The organism is Streptomyces sp. NPDC026500 (genome assembly GCF_055567635.1).
Genome location: NZ_JBVHQB010000032.1, coordinates 1 through 23,063, shown reverse-complemented (window position 1 = coordinate 23,063; position 23,063 = coordinate 1). Strand labels below are relative to the sequence as shown.

The 23,063-nt window shown below is 68.5% G+C and carries 19 protein-coding genes and 5 pseudogenes; 12 read left to right on the top strand and 12 right to left on the bottom strand.

Translation table 11 applies throughout. The features are described 5' to 3' along the window. Positions 1-112: 112 nt before the first annotated feature. A complete protein-coding gene (locus tag ACZ4N5_RS38030; RefSeq protein ID WP_467761579.1) occupies positions 113-946 on the bottom strand; it encodes a serine hydrolase domain-containing protein in 834 nt (277 codons plus the stop codon). Positions 947-1,877: 931 nt separating this feature from the next. Between ACZ4N5_RS38030 and ACZ4N5_RS38025 the strand changes: the two genes are divergently transcribed. The 5 genes and pseudogenes from ACZ4N5_RS38025 (at position 1,878) to ACZ4N5_RS38005 (ending at position 5,405) form a co-directional block, all read left to right on the top strand. Beyond that, positions 1,878-2,036 (top strand): hypothetical protein, encoded by a 159-nt coding sequence (locus ACZ4N5_RS38025; protein ID WP_467761578.1) that lies wholly within the window; start codon positions 1,878-1,880, stop codon positions 2,034-2,036. A 238-nt stretch (positions 2,037-2,274) separates the two neighbouring features. After that, a pseudogene (locus ACZ4N5_RS38020) lies at positions 2,275-2,877 on the top strand (3'-5' exonuclease); the annotation flags it as partial. Between the two features lie 47 nt (positions 2,878-2,924). After that, positions 2,925-3,074, top strand: coding sequence for a hypothetical protein (locus ACZ4N5_RS38015; protein ID WP_467761631.1), 150 nt, complete (start codon positions 2,925-2,927; stop codon positions 3,072-3,074). 261 nt (positions 3,075-3,335) lie between these two features. Continuing rightward, positions 3,336-4,112 carry a hypothetical protein gene (locus ACZ4N5_RS38010; protein WP_467761577.1) on the top strand — a complete coding sequence of 259 codons (777 nt, stop codon included), beginning with the start codon at positions 3,336-3,338 and terminating at the stop codon, positions 4,110-4,112. 627 nt (positions 4,113-4,739) lie between these two features. Beyond that, complete coding sequence (locus ACZ4N5_RS38005; protein ID WP_467761576.1) at positions 4,740-5,405, top strand: hypothetical protein; 666 nt, start codon at positions 4,740-4,742, stop codon at positions 5,403-5,405. Positions 5,406-5,442: 37 nt separating this feature from the next. Here ACZ4N5_RS38005 and ACZ4N5_RS38000 read toward each other — a convergent pair. Beyond that, positions 5,443-5,718: pseudogene (locus ACZ4N5_RS38000) on the bottom strand (NF041680 family putative transposase); the annotation flags it as partial. 268 nt (positions 5,719-5,986) lie between these two features. Between ACZ4N5_RS38000 and ACZ4N5_RS37995 the strand changes: the two are divergent. Further along, positions 5,987-6,244 (top strand): toxin-antitoxin system HicB family antitoxin, encoded by a 258-nt coding sequence (locus tag ACZ4N5_RS37995; RefSeq protein WP_339135258.1) that lies wholly within the window; start codon positions 5,987-5,989, stop codon positions 6,242-6,244. After that, the gene (locus ACZ4N5_RS37990; RefSeq protein WP_362406213.1) at positions 6,241-6,489 is read left to right on the top strand and encodes a hypothetical protein; all 249 of its coding nucleotides are present in this window, start codon (positions 6,241-6,243) and stop codon (positions 6,487-6,489) included. Before ACZ4N5_RS37995 ends, ACZ4N5_RS37990 begins: the two co-directional genes overlap by 4 nt. A 209-nt stretch (positions 6,490-6,698) precedes the next feature. Here the strand turns inward: ACZ4N5_RS37990 and ACZ4N5_RS37985 are convergent, their stop codons facing one another. Next, positions 6,699-8,705 (bottom strand): collagenase, encoded by a 2,007-nt coding sequence (locus ACZ4N5_RS37985; RefSeq protein WP_467761575.1) that lies wholly within the window; start codon positions 8,703-8,705, stop codon positions 6,699-6,701. 252 nt (positions 8,706-8,957) lie between these two features. Between ACZ4N5_RS37985 and ACZ4N5_RS37980 the strand changes: the two genes are divergently transcribed. Further along, positions 8,958-10,391 carry an aminopeptidase P family protein gene (locus ACZ4N5_RS37980; RefSeq protein WP_467761574.1) on the top strand — a complete coding sequence of 478 codons (1,434 nt, stop codon included), beginning with the start codon at positions 8,958-8,960 and terminating at the stop codon, positions 10,389-10,391. 39 nt (positions 10,392-10,430) lie between these two features. Here ACZ4N5_RS37980 and ACZ4N5_RS37975 read toward each other — a convergent pair whose 3' ends face one another. After that, positions 10,431-11,390 carry a LysR family transcriptional regulator gene (locus ACZ4N5_RS37975; protein WP_467761573.1) on the bottom strand — a complete coding sequence of 320 codons (960 nt, stop codon included), beginning with the start codon at positions 11,388-11,390 and terminating at the stop codon, positions 10,431-10,433. Between the two features lie 349 nt (positions 11,391-11,739). On the opposite strand from ACZ4N5_RS37975, the gene ACZ4N5_RS37970 reads away from it, so the two are divergent. Next, positions 11,740-12,153: a helix-turn-helix domain-containing protein gene (locus ACZ4N5_RS37970; RefSeq protein ID WP_467761572.1), complete on the top strand. Its 414-nt coding sequence runs from the start codon at positions 11,740-11,742 to the stop codon at positions 12,151-12,153. 673 nt (positions 12,154-12,826) lie between these two features. Beyond that, complete coding sequence (locus ACZ4N5_RS37965; RefSeq protein WP_467761571.1) at positions 12,827-14,380, top strand: alpha/beta hydrolase; 1,554 nt, start codon at positions 12,827-12,829, stop codon at positions 14,378-14,380. Here ACZ4N5_RS37965 and ACZ4N5_RS37960 read toward each other — a convergent pair. Further along, positions 14,320-14,514 carry a DUF6207 family protein gene (locus ACZ4N5_RS37960; RefSeq protein WP_467761628.1) on the bottom strand — a complete coding sequence of 65 codons (195 nt, stop codon included), beginning with the start codon at positions 14,512-14,514 and terminating at the stop codon, positions 14,320-14,322. The two genes, ACZ4N5_RS37965 and ACZ4N5_RS37960, sit on opposite strands and share 61 nt — an antisense overlap. Before the next feature lie 431 nt (positions 14,515-14,945). On the opposite strand from ACZ4N5_RS37960, the pseudogene ACZ4N5_RS37955 reads away from it, so the two are divergent. After that, positions 14,946-15,135: pseudogene (locus tag ACZ4N5_RS37955) on the top strand (transposase); the annotation flags it as partial. 74 nt (positions 15,136-15,209) lie between these two features. On the opposite strand, the gene ACZ4N5_RS37950 reads toward ACZ4N5_RS37955, so the two are convergent. From ACZ4N5_RS37950 to ACZ4N5_RS37935, 4 genes and pseudogenes are all read right to left on the bottom strand, one after another. Continuing rightward, entirely contained in the window at positions 15,210-15,629 is a 420-nt protein-coding gene (locus tag ACZ4N5_RS37950; protein ID WP_467761570.1) for a hypothetical protein, read from the bottom strand. 94 nt (positions 15,630-15,723) lie between these two features. Then, positions 15,724-15,804, bottom strand: a pseudogene (locus ACZ4N5_RS37945) (AAA family ATPase); the annotation flags it as partial. A gap of 481 nt (positions 15,805-16,285) precedes the next feature. Continuing rightward, a pseudogene (locus ACZ4N5_RS37940) lies at positions 16,286-16,525 on the bottom strand (tyrosine-type recombinase/integrase); the annotation flags it as partial. Then, a complete protein-coding gene (locus ACZ4N5_RS37935) occupies positions 16,497-16,880 on the bottom strand; it encodes a hypothetical protein (protein WP_467761569.1) in 384 nt (127 codons plus the stop codon). The pseudogene ACZ4N5_RS37940 and the gene ACZ4N5_RS37935, both read right to left, overlap by 29 nt. A 671-nt stretch (positions 16,881-17,551) precedes the next feature. Between ACZ4N5_RS37935 and ACZ4N5_RS37930 the strand changes: the two genes are divergently transcribed. Continuing rightward, on the top strand, positions 17,552-19,150 hold the full coding sequence (locus tag ACZ4N5_RS37930; RefSeq protein WP_467761568.1) for an FAD-dependent monooxygenase: 1,599 nt from the start codon (positions 17,552-17,554) through the stop codon (positions 19,148-19,150). A 742-nt stretch (positions 19,151-19,892) separates the two neighbouring features. Here the strand turns inward: ACZ4N5_RS37930 and ACZ4N5_RS37925 are convergent. From ACZ4N5_RS37925 to ACZ4N5_RS37915, 3 genes are all read right to left on the bottom strand, one after another. Then, the gene (locus tag ACZ4N5_RS37925; RefSeq protein WP_467761567.1) at positions 19,893-20,519 is read right to left on the bottom strand and encodes a class F sortase; all 627 of its coding nucleotides are present in this window, start codon (positions 20,517-20,519) and stop codon (positions 19,893-19,895) included. A gap of 129 nt (positions 20,520-20,648) precedes the next feature. Next, positions 20,649-21,140 carry a sortase gene (locus ACZ4N5_RS37920; protein WP_467761566.1) on the bottom strand — a complete coding sequence of 164 codons (492 nt, stop codon included), beginning with the start codon at positions 21,138-21,140 and terminating at the stop codon, positions 20,649-20,651. Positions 21,141-22,356: 1,216 nt separating this feature from the next. Continuing rightward, positions 22,357-23,063: bestrophin-like domain (locus tag ACZ4N5_RS37915; RefSeq protein ID WP_467761565.1), on the bottom strand; the 707-nt coding region annotated here is incomplete at its 5' end.

Here is a 23,063-nt window from a genome sequence, read left to right as displayed (position 1 = left end):
TTTTCGCATCCTCTTTACGCAGTTCAGAGCGGTGAGGCTCGTCAGGGTTGCTGACGGCACCGTTCGGAAGAGCGTCGTGGTGACGCATCCGGGCTCCTTGCCGCTCCGGGCATCAAGCTCGGGGCCCGATGAAGAGTCTGAGCGTGTCCAGGGCCATCTTGTCCGTCACGGCACTTCTACCGGACAGACGGTGAACAAGAATCCAGCCCTGCGGTGAGGCTCCCGCGAAGACGGACGCGCCGCCTGTCGCGCCGTTGTGCCACAGAAGGCTCCCCGCCTTCTGCCAGGCCGGTGCAGGCTCACCCAGCCTGCGGTCGACAAGCAGGTCGGTGAGGAGGCGGGCGGCGGCCCGGGGGGTGGCCCACAGCCCGCCGGCGGGAAGGATCGCGCCGTCCATGGTCCAGGGCTGCCGAGGCCGGCCGAACAGCCCCCTGCGGCACAGTCGTCTGCCGGACGGCGGATCGGCGGCGACGTCGGCGATGCCGAGGGGATCGAGGAGGTGGCGGTGCAGCAGTTCCTCGTACGGGGTGCGGGTGGCCGCGACCAGAGCGGCGCCCAGGACCGCGTATCCGAGGTTGGAATACTCCTCGACCGTCCCCGCGGGAGCCGTGACCAGGGTGTCGAGGTGCCGTACGAGCGAGTCCAGGGTGTCGGCGTCGAAAGCCACGTAGGGATCGCGCCCGGCGATGCCGGGAGGTATCCGAGGAAGGCCCGAGGTGTGCTCGGCAAGCCGGCGCAGGGTGATTCCCGTGCCGCGGGGCGCCGGCAGGAACAGCTCCAGCGGGTCGTCGAGGCTCAGGACTCCGGCGTCGGCCAAGGCGGTCAGGACGGTCGCGGTGAGCGGCTTGGTCAACGAACCGATCTGCACGAACCGGTCGGGGTTGTGGCCGTGAGAGATCTGGGGTGCCTGAAAGCTGCTGAGTATGCAGGTGGGAACTCGGATCATGATGATCTTCTGTCGTGTGTTCGGGGCGGCGCGCGTGCCGTCGGGCGGGCGATGCCGGTGGGTGGCTGTCCGGCGATGGACTACTTGAGCGGTCTCCCTGATGTCGGCCGCCCGCCGGAACAGGACAATGATCGCGGTCCGTTGACCGGGGCGGACCGCAACGAGCCCCGGTCCGGCTGGAGTTGGCCGGGTGGTGCGCACCTGCACGGCGGAGGGCGAGCCGTCGCACACGTTCGGCAACTGGGACAGTGGGTAGCGGGCCAGGAAGGAACAGTGCCGCCGATGCCGGTGCTTCGCACACATCAAAAAAGCACCCGACTCCCCCTACTGGCACGGGGCCGCTGCGGCATGTGGTCAGCATGCCGCCCTGCCGGTACCGGATATCCGGTACTCCAGCGCCGTCCCCGTTGGCTCGAATACTGGCACACTTCGAATTTATGTTCCTCGCCAGTAACACCTCAGTGACTGAAAACGATCAACGGAACTGGACAAGGGCACCCGAATTGATCCAAAATTCAATATTTACTTCCACTCAAAACCAGACATGCCCAAGGTCCCCGTGTTGATCACGGATCGGCGCCCCTCCGATCCCTGCCGGGAACTGTTTGGCCGAAAGTGCACCCTTCCGCTGGAGCCCGCACGCCCCGATGTCCCCTCACGGTCCGGTGTCCGGTGTCCGGTGTTTGCCGGTCAAGCTCCTCGTCTACGCGGACGCTGGGCGTGCTGACATCGAGCTCGGCGTCGTCATCGACGGCGAACTGGGCGACCGTCACGAGATAGTCCCAGGGAACCCCGTTCACTGTGCGTTACTCCGAGTTCCGCGTCAGCGTCCCCACGCGCCGGAACAAGGCCAAGGAGGAGAGCCGGAGGCTGATCGGGGTGCGACCGGCAGATCGCCACCAATGGCGACCTGCTGGCAACACTCGATCTCGTGGAGAAGGCCGACAGCGTCCTGATCGATCTGGTCAACAGGCATCGCAACGAGAGCACTGTCGCCGGAGTCCTGCGCGCAGCAGGAATGCCACCCCAGGAACTCGGCCTTACCGAGGCCGCCGTGATGTGGCTGGACGCGGAGCTCAAGGCTGCGTGATGGCCTCCCCGACTACGTGTCCCGAGTGCGGGGCAGTGCTTGGCCCCTCCCGTGTACGCGGCGAGGGGTCCTGGAACCAGCGATGGCGCGAAGGCCTGCCCGAAGACCGGCAGTTCGTTCCGCACGATGATCTGGAAGCCGACGTCGTCTGCCCCGACGGCATCGTCGTGGAACTTCAGTACGGAACCCCCGCACGGCTCCACATCGTCCAGCGTGAACGTATCTACGGCAACATGGTTTGGCTGTTCCAGCCTGCGAGGCACACAGTAAGGGCCGCCTGCGCCTGACCTTCGTCCCCGGCCGACCACACGTCAACTTCGCCTGGCGCTCGCCCCGCGAGACCCTCGACGCCTGCTGGCGCCCGGTCCATCTCGACGTCGGTGAATCCGACCAGCAACACCCAGCCCGAAGCCGGCAGCTTTGGCGCGAACAGTCCACCCGCGAACGCCACCTTCGCCTGGACGACGCCGTCCGGGCCCCGCGTCGACCGCCTTCCTGGCCAAGGCGGCGCGACACCGCAAGACAATGGTCGAGCAGACTTCTCCATGATCCCCAGCTGCTCGTCTTCAACCTCCAGACAATCGGACTCAACCGCTCGTGGGCCGTTCAGATCGGTCTGACGGACACGAACGGCACCCCCCTCCTCAACCAACTCGTCAACCCGCGCGCCGCCATCACGCCCCGCGCCAGCGCGCTCCACGGAATCACCCCCGTCCAGACGGCCGTGTCACCGGCGTTCAGCGAGCTCGTACCCGAACTCGCTCACCTGCTCCACGGCCGCCGCTGCGTCACCTACAACGCAGCTTTCGACCGCGAAGTGATGGAGCGGGAGCTGTACCGCCACTTCGCCGACGCTCGCCGGACCCGAGAATGGTTGGCGAACTCCGTGTGGAAGACACCATGCGGTCGTACGTCACCTGGAAGGGCCTGTGGGCAGCTCACCGCAGGGCGTACCGCTATCGACCCCTGGGCGGACAGTACGACGCGATCACCAATTGTCAGCTCCTGCTGGCAACCCTGCACGTGATCAGCTCTTGAGGCGGAGACCAAAGCGATTCTGATGAACCTGACCATCGGCCGTGGGATCCGGAGCTCACGGCAGGGTTGCTGCGGGCCGTCGTCAGTCCACGGATGGGCAGTTTGCCGGAAAGGTCGATTGCCGTGGGCGTATCTGTCTGGCCTGAGTGCCGCCAGCTACCAGTGCGGCCCTCTCACACACGCCCCAGGAGGTCCGTGTCGTCACGGCAAGAGCCCTGATCGCATAGCCTCTTCTGGCACGGACACGACAAGGGGAGGATCATGCGAAGCAGAATGGCCTGGGCTGCGGCCGGCGGGGCGGCGGCCTTGGCGCTGGCGACCGGAGCCCATGCGGAGGGGCGGGGCGACATCCGGGTGGTGAAGACCGTCGTCAACGGCGGCGGCAACGTCATTGTGGGAACGTCGAAGACGATCCGGTACCCGATCGACATCACCGTCAAGGACGGCTCCGGCGTGAAGGGGCTGACGCATGTCAGCACGTACAACGCCTCCAGCGCCGCCGGCAGCGGCTTCGTGGACTGGACCGGCACCTCCTGCACCAAGAAGTCGGCGACGACATCGGTGTGCAGGGCCACGATGACCGTCACGCCGGCCTGGATTCCCGGCTACAGCGACAGCGACAGCAACAAGGTCGCGGGAGTCTGGCAGGTCAACGCCACCGTCAAGGCGAACGACGGCGACTACTGGATCTCCGACCGTATCGCCCTGTACAAGGTCAAGCGTGCCGCCCAGCTCACCACGGTGATCGCACCCGAGGAGGTCACCAAGGGCGCCAAGGTAACTGTCACCGGCAAGCTGTCGCGGGCCAACTGGGAGGACCTGAAGTACCACGGGTTCACCGGGCAGCAGGTCAAACTCCAGTTCAGGAAGAAGGGCGTCGCCCAGTACAGCACGGTCAAGACCGTGACGACGGGCGACGCCGGAAAGCTGACCACCAAGGTGACCGTTACTTCGGGGGGCAGTTGGCGCTGGTACTTTCCCGGCACCACGACCACCTCACGGAAGGTGTCGGCCGGAGACGTACTCAACCTGAAGTAGCCGGCGAGCGACACCGCGGAAGTCCTCCTCGGCCACGGCGCATCCCGTGGGCTGCATAGGCCCACGGGATGCGCCCCTGGGTGCGAGCGACACCGCAGCCTCAACGCGCGCATGATGACCGGAGCTTGCTGCCTGCGGACGGCCCCCGCCAGTCACCGACGGTCCATCAGGGCGGCCCGCGCCGCCTATGGAACCTGCTGGAAGAGATTCGCGACCGCCTCAACACCGTTGGCGAACTGCCCGTCTACGGCGGCGCAGTCACGATCACCCCGACGGAGAAACACACAAACCCGTGGCCGGTGGTCAGTCACCCTGTAACGACGCACACATTTCCGCGCCTGCCATTGCAGAAGCCTCGCGCCGCCCTGGCATCCGAATGTCACATTGCAGCCAGTGCCAGACCGCCGATCCCACCGCCGACGACGGCACCCGCAGGCGTCGGCGCTCGTCCCGCGGCCGGTCCGACGGTCTCTGTCCCTGCCTTGCGGTGCCGCGCGTGCGCGCATTCAGCGATCGGCCCATGGCCCCTTCACGGGATGCGGCTTCGAGAGCTTCAGGAGTGCGGCCTCGGAGGTGGCGCGCGACGGCGCCGTCGGTGCTGTCGGTGGTGTGCGCTTGGATGACGTCATGACTGTTCATGACGTGGCGGCCTCGCTGCCTGACCTGCCCGAGTTGCACGACCTGTGCCTCTCGATCGCCGTCGCGGAGGCCGTGCTCAATCACGGCGGCGCCTACCGGTACTACACCTTCGGCGCGCAGGGGCGGGACGGCGAGAATTGTTTCTCGATGCGCAACGGCGGCGGCGACGAGTACGACGTGGTCTTCTCGGCGGCCGGTGCGTACATCCGGGGTTTTGACCACGAGTCGGCGATGAGCCCGTACGCGGAAGGCGAGGTGTGGCCTGGCGTCCTGGACACGGTGCCTGAGGTGTTCCGCTCCGCCGTCGAGGAACCGGCCTTCCGGGACGAGGACATGCCCATGGTCACCTGCTGTCTGTGGCGCGAGAAGGAGGACGACCGGTGGCGCACGGGCCGGATCGACTTCCCGGAGGGGGAGAGGGACCCCGACGGCTCCGGATGGATGTTCGCGATGCTCACCGAGCGCACACCGCAGGCGTTCCGATCATGGGCGAAGGACTACTACGAACGGCCCGTGGACCTTGACGCGGTGCGGGACATCTACGAGCAGCGACCGCTGGACGAGGACATCGTCAGACGCCTGAACCCGAAGATCTCCCTCGCGGACGTCCGTGACGAGATCCGCGCGACGGGATACCCGGTCCGCTCGTCGTGACCCCGGAACCAAGCGGCGTCGTCCGGGTTGTCGAAGGTGCCGATCTTAGCTCGGTCACGAGCCAGGTCCACCGGTCGGCCGTTTCCGAGCTGCGAAGTCGGGGCTTGGTCCAGCCGAGGGTCTGCTTAAACAGGCGGAATGTGTGCTCGATGTCGAAGCGCCGAAGGAAGCACTGCCAGCAGCGGTCGACGTCCACTTCGGTGGCGCCGGTGCGCGACCACCACAGCCAGACAGGCTTGTTGACCCCACCGCTGGGCAGCTTCTGAACGACCAGGCGGATGACGGTGCCCTCGCTGATGGGCAACGGCCCGTCGTGGTCGAGGACCGTCGGTGAGCGGTACGCGTGCACAGGCGACCGGTCGGGCACGCCTCATCCCCTTTTCGTCGACGAACCCCTCGCCCCGCTCCGCCGAGCACGGACAGACGCCATGAGGTCTGCGACACCCAGGCACCCTGCGACGGCTCCACCTCGGCCCCCGCGAGCCGGTAGAAGGACAGGCGACACGGGACCAGCTCTGCGCCCGCGGGCGTCGCCCGACAGCCCCTTCCCCGCCTGCTAGCAGATCGCTAACATGGCTGCTATGGGAATCGCACAGCTCAACACTCGCGTCGACCAGGAGCTGGCCGACAAGGTGCGCGCCTCGGCGCAGCGCGCCGGAATGTCCCTCAACGACTACGTCACCGGCGTCCTCGAGGCCGACCAGGCCGCCGCGGACGGCCCCGAAGACCTGCGGGAAGCCCGCGCGCGCATGCACGCCCGCGTCGCCTACCAGAAGTGGATCGCCAGCGGCCGACCCGAAACCGGCTCCATGACCATGGACGAGGTCTTCGGCGCGTGACGGCAATCCCCGCCCGATTCGCCGCGCACATCGGCGAGACCATCAAAAACCTGCCCGGCCCGGCCAAGGAAGAGCTCCACGACGCGGTGATCCGCGCATGCGCCGACCCTTGGTCCTGGCCGCAGGCCGACAAGTACGACATGGATGAGGCGGTACGCGTCATCACGACCCGCACCGCCATCGTCCACTACGTGATCATCCCCGGCCCCGACCCTCACCTGTGGGTCTTCGCCATCACGGTCTGACGCACCTGGGCGCGCCAAGACCGGCCGACAGCTCGACCGGCTTCAGGAAGATCCGGCAGAGCTGGCCGACACCCAGCTGCTTGACGAACTGCATCGAGCGCTGGGCCACTTCATGCAGCGCGCACCGCACTTCCACCAGGTTCCCGCCCCGGCGGGGTGACAGGGAGAGGCAGGGGCAGGCGGCGGCCGGCTCAGCCGTCAGGGCTCGGTCAGCTGCTGCTCCCGCGGCAGGCGCCGGCCGCGCAAGTGTCCAGCCAGGCGGCGAAGTCCGTGTCGTAACGGGTGCCGATGCCGGTGTTGTAGACCGCATAGGCTCCGGCGTAGTCGCCGGTGCGGAACTTGGTGAGCATGGCCTGCACGTCGTCCGGGTGGTTCTCAATCATGTAGCGGACGGACAGGTAGCCCCAGGGGTAAGTGCGGGTCAGGTCGGAGTTGGCGTACGTGCTCTGCCACAGGGTGCTCAGGGCGTAGGTGTGCTTCCCGGCATCGGAGAGCGCCTCGGTGTCGAGCACGCCCCGGTAGGTGTACGAGACGTACTCGGCGAAGCCCTCCATCCACCAGATGTCCGGGACCGTCTGGCCCGCGGAGAAGTCGCCGTACGTGTCGTAGCGGCCGTCGAGGTAGTGGGTGTACTCGTGGTTCAGGTTCCAGATGTCCGCCGGGAAGCCGTCGCCCACGCTCTTCACGTAGGCGACGAAGCGGGCCTGGTTGTTGGGGTCGGCGGGGTTGCCCTCCAGGTATTCGCCGCCGTTGTTGGTGCTGTTGCCGAAGATCCAGCCTGAGTACGTCTGGTAGTCCCTGGGACTCGCGAAGACGACGATCTGGATGTTGGTGTTGCGGTCATCGGCGACCGGGCCGCTGTCCTTGACAATGCCGTGGAAGTAGGCGTCCTGTCCCTGCACGCTCGCGCAGGCCTCGGCGAGCGCCGAGTCGGTCAGGGACTGGGCCAGGAAAGTGTGCCCGTCATCGCACTTGTAGGTGATGGGGAGTGCCGCCGCGGTGAGCTTGGACGTCAGGTCGCAGGTGTCGTAGTACGAGCATAGGGCCGCGTCGTGCGAGGAGGTCATCTCGGCGGTGCCGACCCACAGCGGAGCGGTCGGGCCGGTGATCGAGGAGGCGCCGAGGAGGCCCTTCACCATCGGCCGCACCTTGTCCTGGAGCCCGGCCGTGTCGAGGAAGCGCGCCGTCTCGGTTCCGGCGTTGGCGGCCATGAAGTACCAGGTCCCGCTCAGCATCGACATGTGGTTCAGGGCGAACGAGTTCAGCGTGTCGATGATGCTCGGGTCAGCGGTGACCGCGCTGATGAACGCGGGGTTGAAGTGGCCGCGGAAGAGCGGGGTGAAGACGTCGTTGACGGCCGTGTCCATGCTCCAGTAGGCGTCGTAGGAGCTGTCGTAGGCGTTCAGGAGTCGCTTGTACGTGTTCAGGTAGCGAGCCTGCTCGTCGGCACTGTCCGTAAGGATGATGACGTCGCCCAGGACGTTGCCGTGTTCCGAACTGACGTGCATAAAGCGGCAGTTGGTGGTGAACGCGTCCAGTCCGCCTTCGATGGCCGCGGCCAGGGGCGGGCCGTAGTCGCCGACGTCGGCCGAGTCGTTGTACTGCACGTAGTAGCCGGCGCGCAGGAACAGCACGAGCTGCCACACGTGCGTGGAGTTGTCGCCGGGATACCTCTGCGACGCGTCCTGGAAGGCGCCTGCGACGGTCACCATCTGCGCCTCGCGGAACACGTTGCGGGCGTCCGTGCCGGTGATGCCGAACAGCGTATTGATGCAGTCGGTGGTCGAGTCCTTGATGTACGCGACGAGTTCGGATCCGGTACGGGTGCCGAAGTCGGCCGGGGTGCACGACGCGGCTGCCGCGTGTTTGGTGGCTTTGGGAGGGCGCACGGTCCTCGAGGTCGAGGAGGTCGGCGGCAACTGCGGGCTGAGCGGCCGGACATGGGCGGCGGCCAGTCGCCCGCTCTGGACGTCTGCTTGATCGGGCGCAGTGGTGTTCGCGCCGAGCGGCGACAGCGCGCGCGGCTTGGGCTTGGTCACGGCGGTGGTCGTGGGAGCAGCCGTTGTGGCGGTCTTCGGTCCGGCTGCTGCGAGGGCCGGTGCGGCCAGCAGGCCTGCTGTCAGGGCGCTGACCGCCAGGCTGACGGCCAGGAATCCGGACGCGAATCTGGACCGACTTCCGGGATGGAATCCGGGCAGGGCAGGTCGACGACGCATCAATGCTCCTTCGTGAGTGGGGGGGGGCGCTTCGAGCACGAGCGGCGAGGCGTGGGGGGAACGTCCCACTCACAGCGGCCAATGACAACGGACCGAGGGATACGACAATGGCGGGGCGGGCCATAACATCCGTGCCCGCAGAGGCAGTTGATGGTCAGGTCGGGGACGCCGAGCAGGTCTCCGGCTCGTGTTATGCGTGCGGCGGGAAAACGGTATGGGGCGGGGCGGCCCCCTGCTCCCTACGATCCCGGTATGACGACGAAGAAGCCGTTCCACACCGGTTCGCACGACCTTCCGGTCTCCTCGGCGCTCGCCGAGTTCCTCATGGGGAACTGGGACTCTTCGCCGCGCGCCGATCCGCCCCCGCAGTCGATCGCACCGTGGGCGGCCAAACGGCGCGACCGGCTGTCCGCGCGTTTCCCCGGCGAACGGCTCGTCGTTCCCTCTGGCGTCCTCAAGGTGCGCAGCAACGACTGCGACTACCGGTTCCGGCCGCACACCGCGTTCTCGTACCTGACGGGTGGGACCGAGCCGGGCAGCGTCCTGATCCTCGAACCGACCGCCTCCGGTCACGAGGCGGTGCTGCACGTCCGCCCGCGATCCCCGCGCGACACCGGGGAGTTCTACCGCGACCGCCGCTACGGCGAGATCTGGGTCGGCCGCCGCGCCACCCTCGACGAGGCCTCCTCACGGCTCGGCATGGCGACCCAGGGCCTCGACGACGTGCCCGCCCGGCTGGTGGGCGCGCGGCCGGCCCGCTTGCTGCGCGGTGTCGACCCGGAGATCGACGCGCTCGTCGACAGCACCGGCCGTGAAAAGGACGACCTCGAATTCGCCTCGTTCCTGTCCGAGATGCGCCTGGTCAAGGACGAGTGGGAGGTCGAGCAGCTGCAGATCGCGGTGGACGCCACGGCGGCCGGATTCACCGACGTCGTGCGCGCACTGCCCGAGGCCGTCCGCCATCCGCGCGGCGAACGCTGGGTCGAGGGCGTCTTCGGCCTGCGCGCCCGCCTCGAGGGCAACGGCCTCGGCTACGAGACAATCGCCGCCGCCGGAGCGCACGCGTGCGTACTGCACTGGATCGCCAACGACGGTCCGGTCCATCCCGGTGACCTGCTGCTGCTCGACGCCGGCGTCGAGTCGGACACGCTCTACACCGCCGACATCACGCGCACCCTTCCGGTGAGCGGCACCTTCACCGCCGCGCAGCGCGACCTCTACGACCTCGTGCTCGCCGCGCAGGACGCCGGTATCGCTGCGGTCCGGCCGGGCGCGCGCTTTCGTGACTTCCACCTCGCCGCGATGCGGGTCATCGCCGAGGGGCTGCACTCCTGGGGCCTGCTCCCGGTGACGCCGGACGAGGCCCTTGAGCCCGAGAGCGGTCTCTTCCGCCGCTACACGTGGTGCAGCAGCGGCCACATGCTGGGCATGGACGTCCACGACTGCGCCGCGGCCCGCGCCGAGCAGTACCTGGACGGCGTCCTGGAGGCGGGTCACGTCCTGACCGTCGAGCCGGGCCTGTATCTCCAGCCGGACGACCTGACGCTGCCGCCGGAGCTGCGCGGCGTCGGCGTGCGCATCGAGGACGATCTGGTCGTCACGGAGGACGGCGCCCGCCTCATGTCGTCGGCGCTGCCGCGCACCGCGTCGGCGATCGAGACGTGGATGGGCGAGCTCCTGGTCTGACCCCGCGTCCCAAGGCGCGGGACGCCGCCGTAACTGACCCTAGGAACGCGGCAAATGGAACGTCTGCGCCGCCCACGCCTGGAAGTGCGCCGACCGCGTGATGAGGTCGCGGTAGGACGCGTGCGCGGAGCTGAACAGTGTCTCCGTGATGTCCTCCGTGACCTGGTCGCGGCGCCATGCGAGCAGATAGCGGGTCCACAGCGGTGTGCCGGTCAGCGGTTTGACGATCACGCCCTGGTTCGGCCGGGTCGTGGCCTGCACGATGGAGACGCCGAGTCCCTCGGCGATCATGTCCTGGAGCTGGAGCCGGTCACCGAGGTACTCATGGACGGCCGCGGGCGTGAACCCGGCTGCCGCGCAGGCCGCGTAGAACACGCCCGGCCAGCCGGCACCGTCGTCGGGGGTCAGGAACCAGGCCTCGTCGGCGAGTTCGGCGAGGGGGACCTCCATGCGGTGCTTGAGCCGGTGACCGGCGGGCAGGGCTACGAACGCGGGTTCGTTGACGATCTCACGATGCGCCACGGCCGCGGAGTGCCGCAACTCCATTCCCGGGTAGTCCGCGGCGATCGCGGCGTCCACCTCGCCCTTCTCCAAGTGCTCGACTATCTCCGACGACGGGTAGACGCTGCTCACCGTCAGCGTGAGATCAGGCCTCCGGCTGCGTATACGGACGACCATGCCGGACAGGACGGGCGAGTTGGTCGCCGCAAGGCGCAGGACCCGGGGTGCTCCGACGCCGTCCCCCGCCGGACGACGCCTGATGGCATCCGCACGGGCCAGAATGTCGCGCGCCTGAGTCAAGACCTCAAGGCCGTACTGGGTCGGCTCGACTCCCGACGCGGTACGCACGAACAAGTCCTCACCGAAGAGCCGCTCGATCCGGCGCAGTTGGGTGCTCATCGCCGGCTGCGAGTACTTCAGGAGTGCCGCGGCTCGCCCCAGACTCCCGGCGTCGGCGATCGCACACAAGGTCCGTAGATGCCGAAGTTCCAGGTCCATCGTCCGGGCTCCTCGTCTCGATGCCCCTACCGTCCGCGGCCACCGGGCGACTCTAGCGGTGGTTCATCGCGGGGTCAGTAAGCGGAGAACCGCCTACGCGAACGCGGCACCCGCCGCGCCGCACCCCTACGCATCGACGGAAGCCGTGGGGACTGGAGCGAAATCGAGACGCTGTGGCTGGCCGACGACTTGCGTGATGACGACTTCGAGGACCGCTTCATCGACGACGTCATCGTCGCCGACATCGGCGAAGGCACCGACGGCCGGGAATTCTCCGGCGACTCCTACGCTGTTGAACTCAGGTGACCTGCCCCCGAACAGACTTCGCCCCAAACGTTGGGGCGGCAGGATGTCGGGCCTGTGGTCGGGGCAGCCGACCTCCATCCGCCTCGATGACCTGGACGTCATCTGCGCGGTCTTGAACTGCGGTCCGGAGGACCTGCTGATACGCGAGCCAGGAAAGATCACGGCCGCTCCTGCGAAAGAGCCGAGCAGGCCGTGGGTAGTCAGCCTGCGGTCAGGCCCGTTCGTCGCATCGGCCGCAGCACGCCACCATGAGCGGGCGCAAGAACCTCTCACCGATCCTGCGGGCGGCCCTGGACGGCGAGTTGGTGTGTGTCCTGCCGGGCGCGGCCGCCGCGCACGCCGAGGCACCAATGCTGCTGGGAGTGCGGCTGGCCGGCCGATCCCCCTGCTCCGTGCAAAGGGTGTGGCGGGGAGTACTGGATGTCCGGTTGGTGCCGCCGCTGCCACCCCCACCTGAACGCGCGAAGCCGGCCCTGCTCGTGCCGTGTCTGCGTCGCCTGGGGCTACATGGACGGCTACATCTGCAAAGCCCGCCGCAGTTCCGCGCGAACCCACGCAGTCGGACGCTGCATCACCTGCGTACGTACCGTCCCGCTGGCCGACGGACACTGCCGGTTGTGCCGTCACCAGGCCCGCATGCTGACCGCGGGAACCCACGCCAATGGCCCCTCAGCCATCCACCTCATCCCCGTCACGGGACAACAGTTGTTCCTCGCCGACACCCTGCGGAGCATCAGCCGCTTCAATCCGCACCGGCGTTACCACCGACGAGGTTCTGCCACCGACGTCCGTGGACGTTCGCGATATTCGGCTCTGTCGGGGATCTTGTGATGTTGCACGGTCATGGGGCGAGTTGTGCGTTGGCGTAGGAGGTCGAAGTTGGCTCGTCCGTAGGCCATGCGTTTTAGGAGTTTGACGCGTGTGACGTGGCCCTCGACCTGGGCGGAGCTCCATGTTGTAGAGAGTCCGGCGGTGACAGCGAGCCCGCCGCCCCGGACATCGCGCGCCGGGCGTCCGGCCGTGCTGTCGGAGGCGGCTTGTATCCTGCACGCATTCGACGATCGGATGATCACGGGTACGGGCATGCGGGCACGGGGCGGGTGTCCAGGGGCGGGAGCGCGGGGATTTCGATGAGTGACGCACATCCGATACGAAGCCATAGACCGGGCCTCTCGGTCGGCGCGCGCATCATCGCGGTGGTCGTCCTCGCCGCGATCGGGGCCGTCAGCGCCTGGCTGCAGCACGACGCTCCCGGCCGGAGTGCGGAGCCGCGTACGGAGTTCACCGCAAACAACCCGCCCGCCGGTCTGCCCACCGCGCTCACCACCGGCCAGCACCTCCACTGGTCCAACTGCACCTTGCCGCCCACCGCACGCACGGGTTACGACTGCGCCACCATGAAGGCCCCCCTCGACTACCGGAAACCGGACGGCAGGACGATCGACGTCGCCCTGATCCGCCGCAAGGCCACCGGCCCGAACGCTCGGCGCATCGGCTCGCTCGTCCTCAACTTCGGCGGCCCCGGAGTGTCCGGCGTGAGCGGACTGCCCGAACTCATCAACCAGTACGAGCCGCTCCTCGACCGCTACGACCTGGTCTCCTTCGATCCGCGCGGCGTCGGCGCGACCATCCCGGTGCGATGCGGGAAGACCGCGGACGACACCGGCTACGACGGGGCCGACGCCTGCGCCGAGCACTCCCGGGCGCTCCTCCCGTACATCGGCACCTCGCACACCGCACGCGACCTCGACCTGATGCGCTATCTCCTCGGCGACGAGCGGCTGCACTACTTCGGCGTCTCGTACGGAACGGCACTCGGCGGGGTCTACGCCCACCTGTACCCGTCGCACGTCGGACGGCTCGTCCTCGAAGCGTCCGTCGATCCGACCGAGGACCACGACGAGGAGCAGGTGTCCCAGGTCAAGGCGGTCCAGGCGGCATTCGACCGGTTCGCCGCACACTGCGCGGCCCGGATCCGCCACTGCCCGACCGGCGACGGGCCCGAGGAGGCCGCGCGGCGCATGGCGCGCCTGGCCGACCGCCTGGAGAAGAAGCCCGCCCCGGCCGGCGCCGGAAGGAACCTCGACGCCCACGACCTCGCGTACGCCGTCAGCGACCATCTCGACCTCGGCACGGACGGCTGGGCGCCGCTCGCCAAGGCCCTCACCGCGCTGATCGACCACAACGACGGCCGTCCGCTGAGCAAGGGCGCGGACGACCTCGGATCCGCCGACCGCGCGGCGACCCCGCGCGACAGCATCCGCGCCGCCCTGACCGCGATCACCTGCGCGGACTCCAGCCTGCGCCCCGGCTTCGGACGCCTCGACCGGGACGCGGCCCGCATCAAAGCCGCCTCACCCGTCTTCGGCGCGGCCTGGTCCACCGGCGTCTACCTCTGCTACGACTGGCCGTTCGACGGCGAGCGCGCCACGCTCCAGGTGAACGCCGACGGCGCGGCCCCCGTCCTAGTGGTCGGCGGCACCGGCGACCCGACCACCCCCTACCCCGGCGCCCGCCACATGGCCCGCGCCCTGGGCGACGGCGTCGGCGTCCTTCTGACGGCCGAGGAGGAGGGTCATGGCACATACCCGCAGAACCGCTGCGTCACGCAGACGGTCGACCACTACCTCCGCACGGGCCGCACCCCGGCCCCGGGGACGGTGTGCCGGGGCAGCATGTCCTGAGGCTCGTACGGATCCGCCGGGCGGCCGTCACCACACCGGTTCGCTCGCATCTGGAGGGTGAAGGCGGTCGCGTCGTCGGCGGCGGCAATCTCCACCACTGCCAGGCCCGGCTCGGCCACGTGCGCGTCAAGGATTGCTCACTTCTCCAAATCGGGGCAGCGTCACCCGATTCGGGTGCTCCTCGCGGAGTTTGAAGATCGCCGACAGACCAGGATGGCCTGCTGAAGACCCTGTCCTGAACCCCCACCTGCGTTCCAGCGCCCCGTACGCACGCTCGCCGCACACACCGCATCGGCCGCTGCTGCGCCCGCGCTCCGCGCGAGCGACGGGGGTTCAGAGACAGGCTCTCAAAGAGCGTTTTGTCCCGGCGAGGTTGTTTGGTGGCGCTTCACCGGGACGAGTCGAGAAGGCTGCTGGGGCGAAGGTGTTCCATGTGGCGGATGGGGTAGATGTCGCCCCTCGGTCGCCCGTTCTCGTCGGTTCGCTGCTATCCGATCCCAAGGCGCCCCCGCTTGGCTCGGTTTGCTCCCTGCAGGGACGGGCTGGCCGCCGGTACTACCGAAACATGACGCGACAACGCCCGTATCCCAGCGACCTCTCCGATGCGCGCTTGGGAACTGATCGGGCCCATCCTCACCGGGTGGCGGGTCGAGCGCAGGGGCAGGGCTCTGGACATCGGCCGGTCGCCCGAGCACGACCTGCGCCGCCTGATGGACGCCATCCTCTACGTCGACGGCACCGGCATTGCCTGGCGTTAGCTGCCTCACGACTTCCCGCCGTTTCTGTGGCATATGAGAGCGTCAAGTCCCCGGGCGTATCGCTGAGGTTGTCACAAGGCGATCGCGCGGTAGCTCAGCGCCGCATCAACGATCGCTCCAGCGGAGGCGTCCCGTAGTTCGGCTGGAGGACGGAAGATCAGAGAAGCTGCTTGCGGATGGGGCACGTTGACTTCGAAAAGCCGCAGGTAGTAGTCGGCTTCGGCGTCATTGGCCAGAACTCTGCGGACGATTTCGGCGAGATCGTCGCGAGTGATGTCGGGCACCCTCGGCCATGCTGGCCGGGCGGCTTCACGGGCGAAGTCGTGCAGGTCGCGCCACCCGTAGTACTCCGTGAAGTCGAGAGAGACGTACTCGTGTCCGGTTCTTTCGTTGAAGGCCGCGATGGCGTCGTCTGCCAGTCCGCCGCGAGCAATCAGGTCTGCGATCCGCTCGATCTCGCTGCAGACCTCCTCAAGGTGTTGTTGTTCCACCGGTGGCGGAAGCAACTCCGAGCGTAGGTCCATGCCCCGCTGTCCACGTACTCTTCGATGTGGCCGGGTCGGTACGTTTGAACGTGGCCAGTGGTCAGGCCACGTTGGTGTCCCGTTCGATGGCCTTGAGGCGGTTCTTGAGTCGGTAGCTGGGGCCGTTGATCGCGACGACGTCGCGGTGGCAGGCAGCCCGATCTGTCGAGGGGTCGGTCCGGCCGGAGTGGGAACGTCGGTGAGTCGCTCCAGGAACTGGTCGAGGGCGGCCTGCCCGTCATCGACTGCGGCGCGTTCGTCGTCGGTGAGCGGGATGCTGGCCGGCATCTTCTGAAGGTTCTCCTTCGCCTCCAGGAGCTGGCCCTTGCTGGAGCCCTTGGGAGTGTAGAAGTCGCAGCGTGCGCAGGCCCTGCGGTGCGGGCACTGTTCGAAGTAGGAGTAGGTGCACCAACCGTGGCCGAGGTCGAAGTACTGCCAGGGCTCGCCGGTGGCGGCCGCGCCGGAGGTGACCGCGTCGCGATCGACGAGGACCTCGATGGTGCGCACCTTTCGGGCGAAGTATCCGGCGTCGTTGAAGGCCCGGCCCTGGCGAGGGCGTTCGGGGTGAGCTTCGCGTAGTGGGTGGTCGCCTCGGGAGTGCGGTGACCGAGCCATTCCTGCAGCTCGAAGAGCGTCATCGGCTCCTTTGTGTTGTAGAGCTGGCTGGCGATGGCGGACCGGGCCCGGTGGCTGGTGATGTTGGCGCGAACATCCGCGGGAGGGACACCGGCCTTGCGGCAGAGCATCGGGATGATCGCCGTGTTGATGTAGTGCTTGGCGACCCGACGGACCCGGTGGGCGAACAAGAAGTCGGCGTACTCGTTGGTCTTGCGGTCAAGCTTGGGCGGCTGGGCGGACCTCACGGCCTGCGCTGCCTCGATGGCTGGCCGAGCAGGGGGTCGACGGGCTTGGTGAACGCGGTGCCGGTCTTGTGGTGGGCACCTCCAGCAGGCAGACAGCGTCGCGGGCGAGGGCTTCGCCGGAGTCGCCGGGGATGGGCAGCCCGTCGTGCTGCCAACGGATGCAGCCCAACCGGAGCCGGGCGATCTCGTCGCTGCGTTGGCCTGCGAAAAGCCAGGTCGACGTGATGGCGCGGATCAGCTCGACCGGATAGGTGCGGCCGTCCGCGGTCGGCAGGTCGCCGGGCTCGACGTTCAGGCCGGCCCATAGCAGTTTGGCCCAGATGTCATCAGCGATGCCCCGCGGGTCCGGGCCCATCAGAGCGCGAACGCTCCGTGGCGTTCTCAGAGCGTGGGCGGGGTCGAACCGGCGCGGGATCCACTCCCATTCGTGCAGGTCGCGGAAGAACGCGCGAGGCACCTTGAGGTAGCCGGACTTCGACTGGGGCGGCCCTGCACGTGCGTGAATTCGCTGAGCAGACGGGCCTGGTCGAGTACTCCCAGGAGCTGCTGACAGGTGCGGAGGTCGTCGATTGGCCTCTCAGATACGCCGACCGGCGGCGTTGCCCCGCGGATTGACGGTCCTGTAGCGCCTCACCGCCTGGCCCTTTGCCGCTCGCGCTCCAGCCGGAAAGATTGTCGAACCGACACTCACCGCGATCGGCACCACGACAGATCGTCAGGTCCGCGCCGAGGGTGCGGGGGCGCCGCAGCCCCGACGGGTAATCACGAGCGCGGTCAGCCCGGGTTTGTGTGTGGGGTGTCTGCTGTTTTTGGGGGAGGGGAAGTCAGTCGTCGGCATCGTTGCAAAGAACCGTCCAGCCGGTATATTTTCTCGCTTGCGCAGGGAGAGAAGACGGGGCTGGGCGGGCTGGTTCCGCCTCGGCTCGAGGTTCAGTTGCTGCTCGGTTCGGGCTTGGGTTTGGTTCCGCGGTGAGTTCGGGGTTCGGTCGGGTTCGGGTTGGATTTCCGTCTTTGGGGGTCTGTGTGATGCGTGAGATACGGGCGCAGGTGGTGGTCGTCGGTGGGGGGCCGGTGGGGTTGCTGTTGGCGTGTGAGTTGGCGGGGTGGGGGGTGGCTGTGGTGGTGATGGAGTCGCGGTTGGGTGTGTCGGGGTGTCCGAAGGCGACGACGTTGCATGCGCGTGCGGTGCAGTGTCTGGTGCGGCGGGGCTACCTGGGCGCGTTTGTGGGTGCGCGGTCGGCGGGCGGCGATGTGGGGGCGGTTGGTGGCGCCGACGGGGTGCGGGGCGGTTCGGCGGGGGATGGGGCTCCGTTTCATTTCGGGGGTGTTGGGGGGCTGAGGATTCCGGCGCCCGCGGGGGAGCCGGTGGCGGTGTTGAAGTGTGCTCAGGAGGAATTGGAATGTGACTTGGAGGGGCGGGCGCGTGCCGCAGGGGTGCGGATCTTACGTGGGTATCGGGTAGTCCGGATGTCGCAGGGCTCGGCGGGGGTGAGCGTGGTGGCGCGGGGGCCGGGGGGCGTTGTGGTGTGTTCAGGGGGCTTTCTGGTGGGGGCGGACGGGGCCCGGAGCGTGGTGCGGGGGCAGACGGGTTTTGTGTCGCGGACATGGCCGGCGACGGTGTCGGCGTTGGCGGGTGATGTACGGCTGGGGGAGGGCGAGGTGCTGGAAGCGGGGTGGCAACGCACCGAGCGCGGCTGGGTCGTGGTGAAGGAGGTGGGGGAAGGGGTGGTGCGCCTGCGGACGCTTGACTGTCGGGGCGCGCACGTGGGACGTCATCTGCCGCCCACGATGGGGGAGTTGCGGGGTGAGGTGAGCCGGATCCTGGGGCGGGACATCGCGATGGGGGAGCCGCGGTGGCTGAGCCGGTTCAGTGATTTTTCGCGGGTGGCGGGGTCGTTCCGGCGGGGGCGGATCTTTTTGGCGGGAGACGCGGCGCATGTGCATTTCCCGGTGGGCGGGCAGGGGTTGAGCACGGGGCTGCTTGACGCGGTGAATCTGGGCTGGAAGCTGGCGCTCGCAGTGCGAGGCAGGGCGGGTGCGGGGCTGCTGGACACCTATGACGCGGAGCGGCAGCCGGCTGCGCTGCGGGTGGTGGACGGTACGCGGGCCCAGCTCGCTTTGATGCGGCCGGGTCCTGAGTTGGAGCCGTTGCGGGTGTTGTTCGGTGAGCTACTGGCGGGGGGTGGGGAAAGTGGTGTGCTGGCGTCGATGGTCAGTGCGCAGGACACGGTGCTGCCGACGCGCGGGGCGGACTGTCCGCAGTGGGAGGGAAGGTTTCTGCACAATGTCGCCCTGCACACCTCGTCGGGCCTGGTCGATGTGATCTCGCTGCTGCGGGAGGAGCGTCCACTACTCCTGCTGTTCGGTGAGCGGGGTGGCCGCGGGGGGTATGCGGAGCAGGCCCGCGGGTGGACCGGGCTGGTGCGCGTGGTGCATGCCGGGCCGGTGCCGGAGCTGTCCTGTGACGCGCTGCTGGTGCGGCCCGATGGCTACATCGCCTGGGCGTCGGGCAGGCAGGGACTGACGGATGCTCTGACGGCGTACTTCGGTCCGGGAACTGCGGCGGGAGCACGAGCAGGTTCGGCTTCGGTGGCTCGCGGTGTCCTTGCCGGGGCGGCGGGCTGACGGGGCCGTCTCGCACCGGCGCCAGCACCGGCGGGTGTCGGACGCTGGTGGCGCGTATCGAGAACTGGGCCCCCAAAGCTCCGATGTCGGTGTCGTGATCGGGGACGGACAGGCTCCCCGGCCGCCGAAGGCGACCGTACGCCGGCGGCGGCAGCGCGTTCCTGGCATGGACTGCTGGGCCGACGGGCCGGCCAGCCGTCCCGGAACCGGCGGTAGATCCCGTACCAGGGAACCACTCGGCATCGTTCGCGTCCGAGTTGTACCGTGGCCGCCGGGGTGGGCCGGTCGGAAACGTTCCCGCACCTGTGGACGAGACAGTCCACCCGCGAGTGGACGAACTGGACTCAGTGACCGCGACCACGCGGCACTTCCACGACAGGGCCTCTCGTTTCTCGGGGACCTGCGGTGATGGTGGAGCAGGGCAGTCCAGGGGTGCCGAAGGCGGGGCGGGCCGCAGACCGACCTGCGGTTTCGCCGAGCGCTGTGAGGCGGAGTCGACGCGGGAGGCGGGCCTGGGCGGGGTCCTGTCGACACCGCCGAAGCGGCAGGTCGGCCAGGGCACCGACCTGTCGCACCAGACCCGCGAGGACGTTGACCCCGTCACGGCCGAACGCGCCGCCTGCGTCGGCGCCACCTGGATCGGTTCCGGGGGTCAGGCTCAGCATGGGGCCTTGCGGCGCAGTCTCGTTCCCGGCAGCAAGGTGGTTCACCGAGTGCGGTCCAATCTGCCGGGGAGTGGCGTCTATCGCACCGCGGTGAGAGTCGAGTACACCACGATGTTGCCGAGGTATCCGCTGCCCCCTGCCTGGCCGCCGCAGGTGATCAGTCGTAGTTCGGGGCGGCCAGAGCTGCCGTAGACCTTTTCGTTGGGGAATCTGTCCTTGTCGTAGACCTCCACGGCGTCGACGGTGAAAACGGCGGTGCGCCCGTCCGCCCGGCTGATCTCGATCGTTTCGCCCTTGGTGACGGCACCCAGTCGGTAGAAGACGCCGGGACTGCCGGCGCGTGTGTCCACATGCCCCGCGGCCAGGGCCACACCTGGCGAACCCGGTGCCGTGCCCCCGCCGTACCAACCGGCAAGACCGGGTTCGTCGGCGGGCGGGGGCCGCAGAGCCCCCGCCCTGTCGAGGCCCAGCCTTGCCAGAGGCGCGTTCACGTCGATGGCGGGGATACGAATCCGGACGGGCTTCGCGGGGGGCAGTGGCCGGACGGCGGGGTGTGCCGGCGAGGAGCCAAGGCCCGCTGACGAGGTGGCGAAAGCCTGGTCGGCCGACGGCTGCGGGGGGCGCCTGTCGACCATCGTGCCGAGCACCAGCAGGCTGCCCGCCACGAGTGCCAGGACCAGATACGTGACCGGTGGGACGAACATGCGCGGCGGTGCGCCGGTCCTTTCCCGGGATTCCTTCACAGTTGAGCCTCTTGCCTGGAGCCGGGTGGGGTTTGTTCCCGCGTTCCCCGGGACGGTGCGGCGCCGGGACGGGGTGGCCTGAGCGGGAGGTCAGAACCGGGCGCCGGGCGAGCGGCGGCGCATCCTGATCAGAACCCCGGCCGCGGCCGCGGTGATCAACGCTCCGCCCACGGCAACCTGTCTGTCGGTGTCCTCGGCGCCTCCGAAGCCGGCCTCGATGGCGCCGTTGGGCCGCCGCTCGGCGATCTCGTACGTATCCGTGAGCTTGATCCGTGGCGGGCACTTCACAGTGACGGTGTCGGTGCCGGACGCTCCCTCTGCCGGGATCTGGAACTCTCCCGCGAGCACGCCCTTGCGGTTGCCCTCGAAGAGATGGAACTGGCCCCCCGCCACGGACTCGCCCTTGCCGTAGGTCACGTCCGGGCCGCAGGCCGTGGTGGTGACAGTGACCGTGGAGCCTGGTGAGGCATTGCCCGGATCGATGCGGAGCTCCGGGTCACCGGCGGCCCAGACCGCCGTACTCTGCAGAGCCAGGACTCCGAAGAGCAGACCGACACCGACGCCAACGTGTGTGTTTCGCAAGGGAATCCTCCGACAGTGCAGTGGCCGACCTGTCCGCTCGGCGCTCCTGTGGTCTCCATCGACGAGAAAACCGACGATCCGTCAGCTCCGCAACAGGAGGGATCGGCACAGGTGTCACCCGGGCAGTCGTAGTGACCGCCCTCGCGGGAACGTTTGCGCAGGTCGCGGAAGCGGATGCAACGCGTCGAGGTGTAGCCACAGGGGGCGGACGGGCTAACGCACCTCACCCCCGAACGGGCCAAGGGTGTACGGCCGTATGTGCGGGCACGCCAGCGGACCAGCTCACCGGCCCGTCGGCGACGAATGCCGACGGCGGGGGAGCGGTGGCCGGGTTCCGGGTGCCCAGGGGCGTGTTCGGAGGTCCTGTGCGTGCACATGGCGCGGCAGTTCGGCGACGCGGGTGTGCTGCCCATGAGGCACTGCTGTGGTCCGCCCCGCAGCCCGCCGCGCCACCCCACTCGCCCCCGGTCAGAACAGGCCCCCGCGCGAAAACCGACGGGAGCGCGACGACGTGGTAGACCGACATTGCGGTCGTATCGGACCACATCCACGTCCGACCGCGTACCTGCGCCCAGTCGGCACGCAGTTCCCCGAGGAACCTCCTCCGGGTGCGAGCTGCATCGTCTCGGTTCACATGCTGCAGGGTCTCAGCCGAGCCAGGATCGCGGCACTAGAGCCGAAGGTCAGGGTGGTCTGGCGGCTTCCCGCAGAGCGCCGGAGATTTGCCGGACGACGGGGTGCTTCCGCAGCCATCGACAGGAATCCGTGCCACGGCGGCCTGCCCAGCTCATGAGTTCCGCGGACCGCCCCGCGCACGATCACGGACAGCCCGCACCGCGCCGTGGCTCTTGTCACCCGCCGCGTGTCCGGGCCGCAGTCTGTTCGGGCGCTGCTCCAGCCGTGCGTCGAGGTGCGCTCGTACGGCGTCTCGGACGTATGCGCGCACGGCGCCGGTGCTGCGGACGAGGTTCGCGTTGTCGCCGTCGCCGCCCGGTCGGGTCCGCGTGGCTCCGATCGAGGCCGGGACCCCGGAGTGGCTCAGCCGCCTCGACGAATTGCCCGACAGGTCAAGGTGAGGGTGACGTCGATGCGCCCCCGCTGGTCGGCCAAGGCCTCGTTCGGCGACCGTTCAACGACATCGAACACCAACTGGCGCAGGCCGCTTCGCCGTCGAGCCGACATGAAGTACTCGGCGCCCAGTACACCCGTTGTCGGCTCACCGGCTCCAGTACTGGGCGAGGGCTCCTTCTCTGTACGGGGCGGGGCTGACGCTGAGTTCACCGGCGAACGGGCGGTCCAGGACGAAGACGAGGAGCAGGCTGAAGCCGACGAGGCCGGCGACCGAGGCGACGAAGAGGATCTGGACCCTCAGTTTGCGCATGCCGTAGAGGAACGTGAGGGGGACCAGGACGAGTGCGCCGCCGATGGCCAGGGCCTGGAGCAGCGGCGGGAGTTCCTGGCGTGCCGTGGTGATGCGGGCGCGGCGCTGGGCGGCGACGTCGTTGAGATGAGTGACGGCCTCCTGGTAGAAGACCTGCTCGCTTTGGCTCTTCGGGTCATATTTCTGGAGTACCTGGAAGGCGGCTCCGAGGTGGGTTTCTATGGCCCCGTAGCTGGGGTCTCCCGCGCGCATCCGGGGCCACTGGTCCTCGACGACCGCGTGGACGTAGCCGCTCATCGTGGAGTCGAGACGAGTACGCACCAGCGCCGGGAACGCGGCTGCGTCACGGGTGATGAGCGCCGTGTCGGTGGCCTCGGTGGCGACGATGGTCTGGGTGTCCTCCAATTGGGTCCAGAGAGTGACGATGACGAAGGCGAGGATGATTCCTTGAAGTGCTCTCCCGGCTGAAGCCGGGAGATTCCTGCTTACCTCGCGGCAGCGGGCTTGACGCGCTTCGCGCGCCTGACGACTGCCCTCCCGGC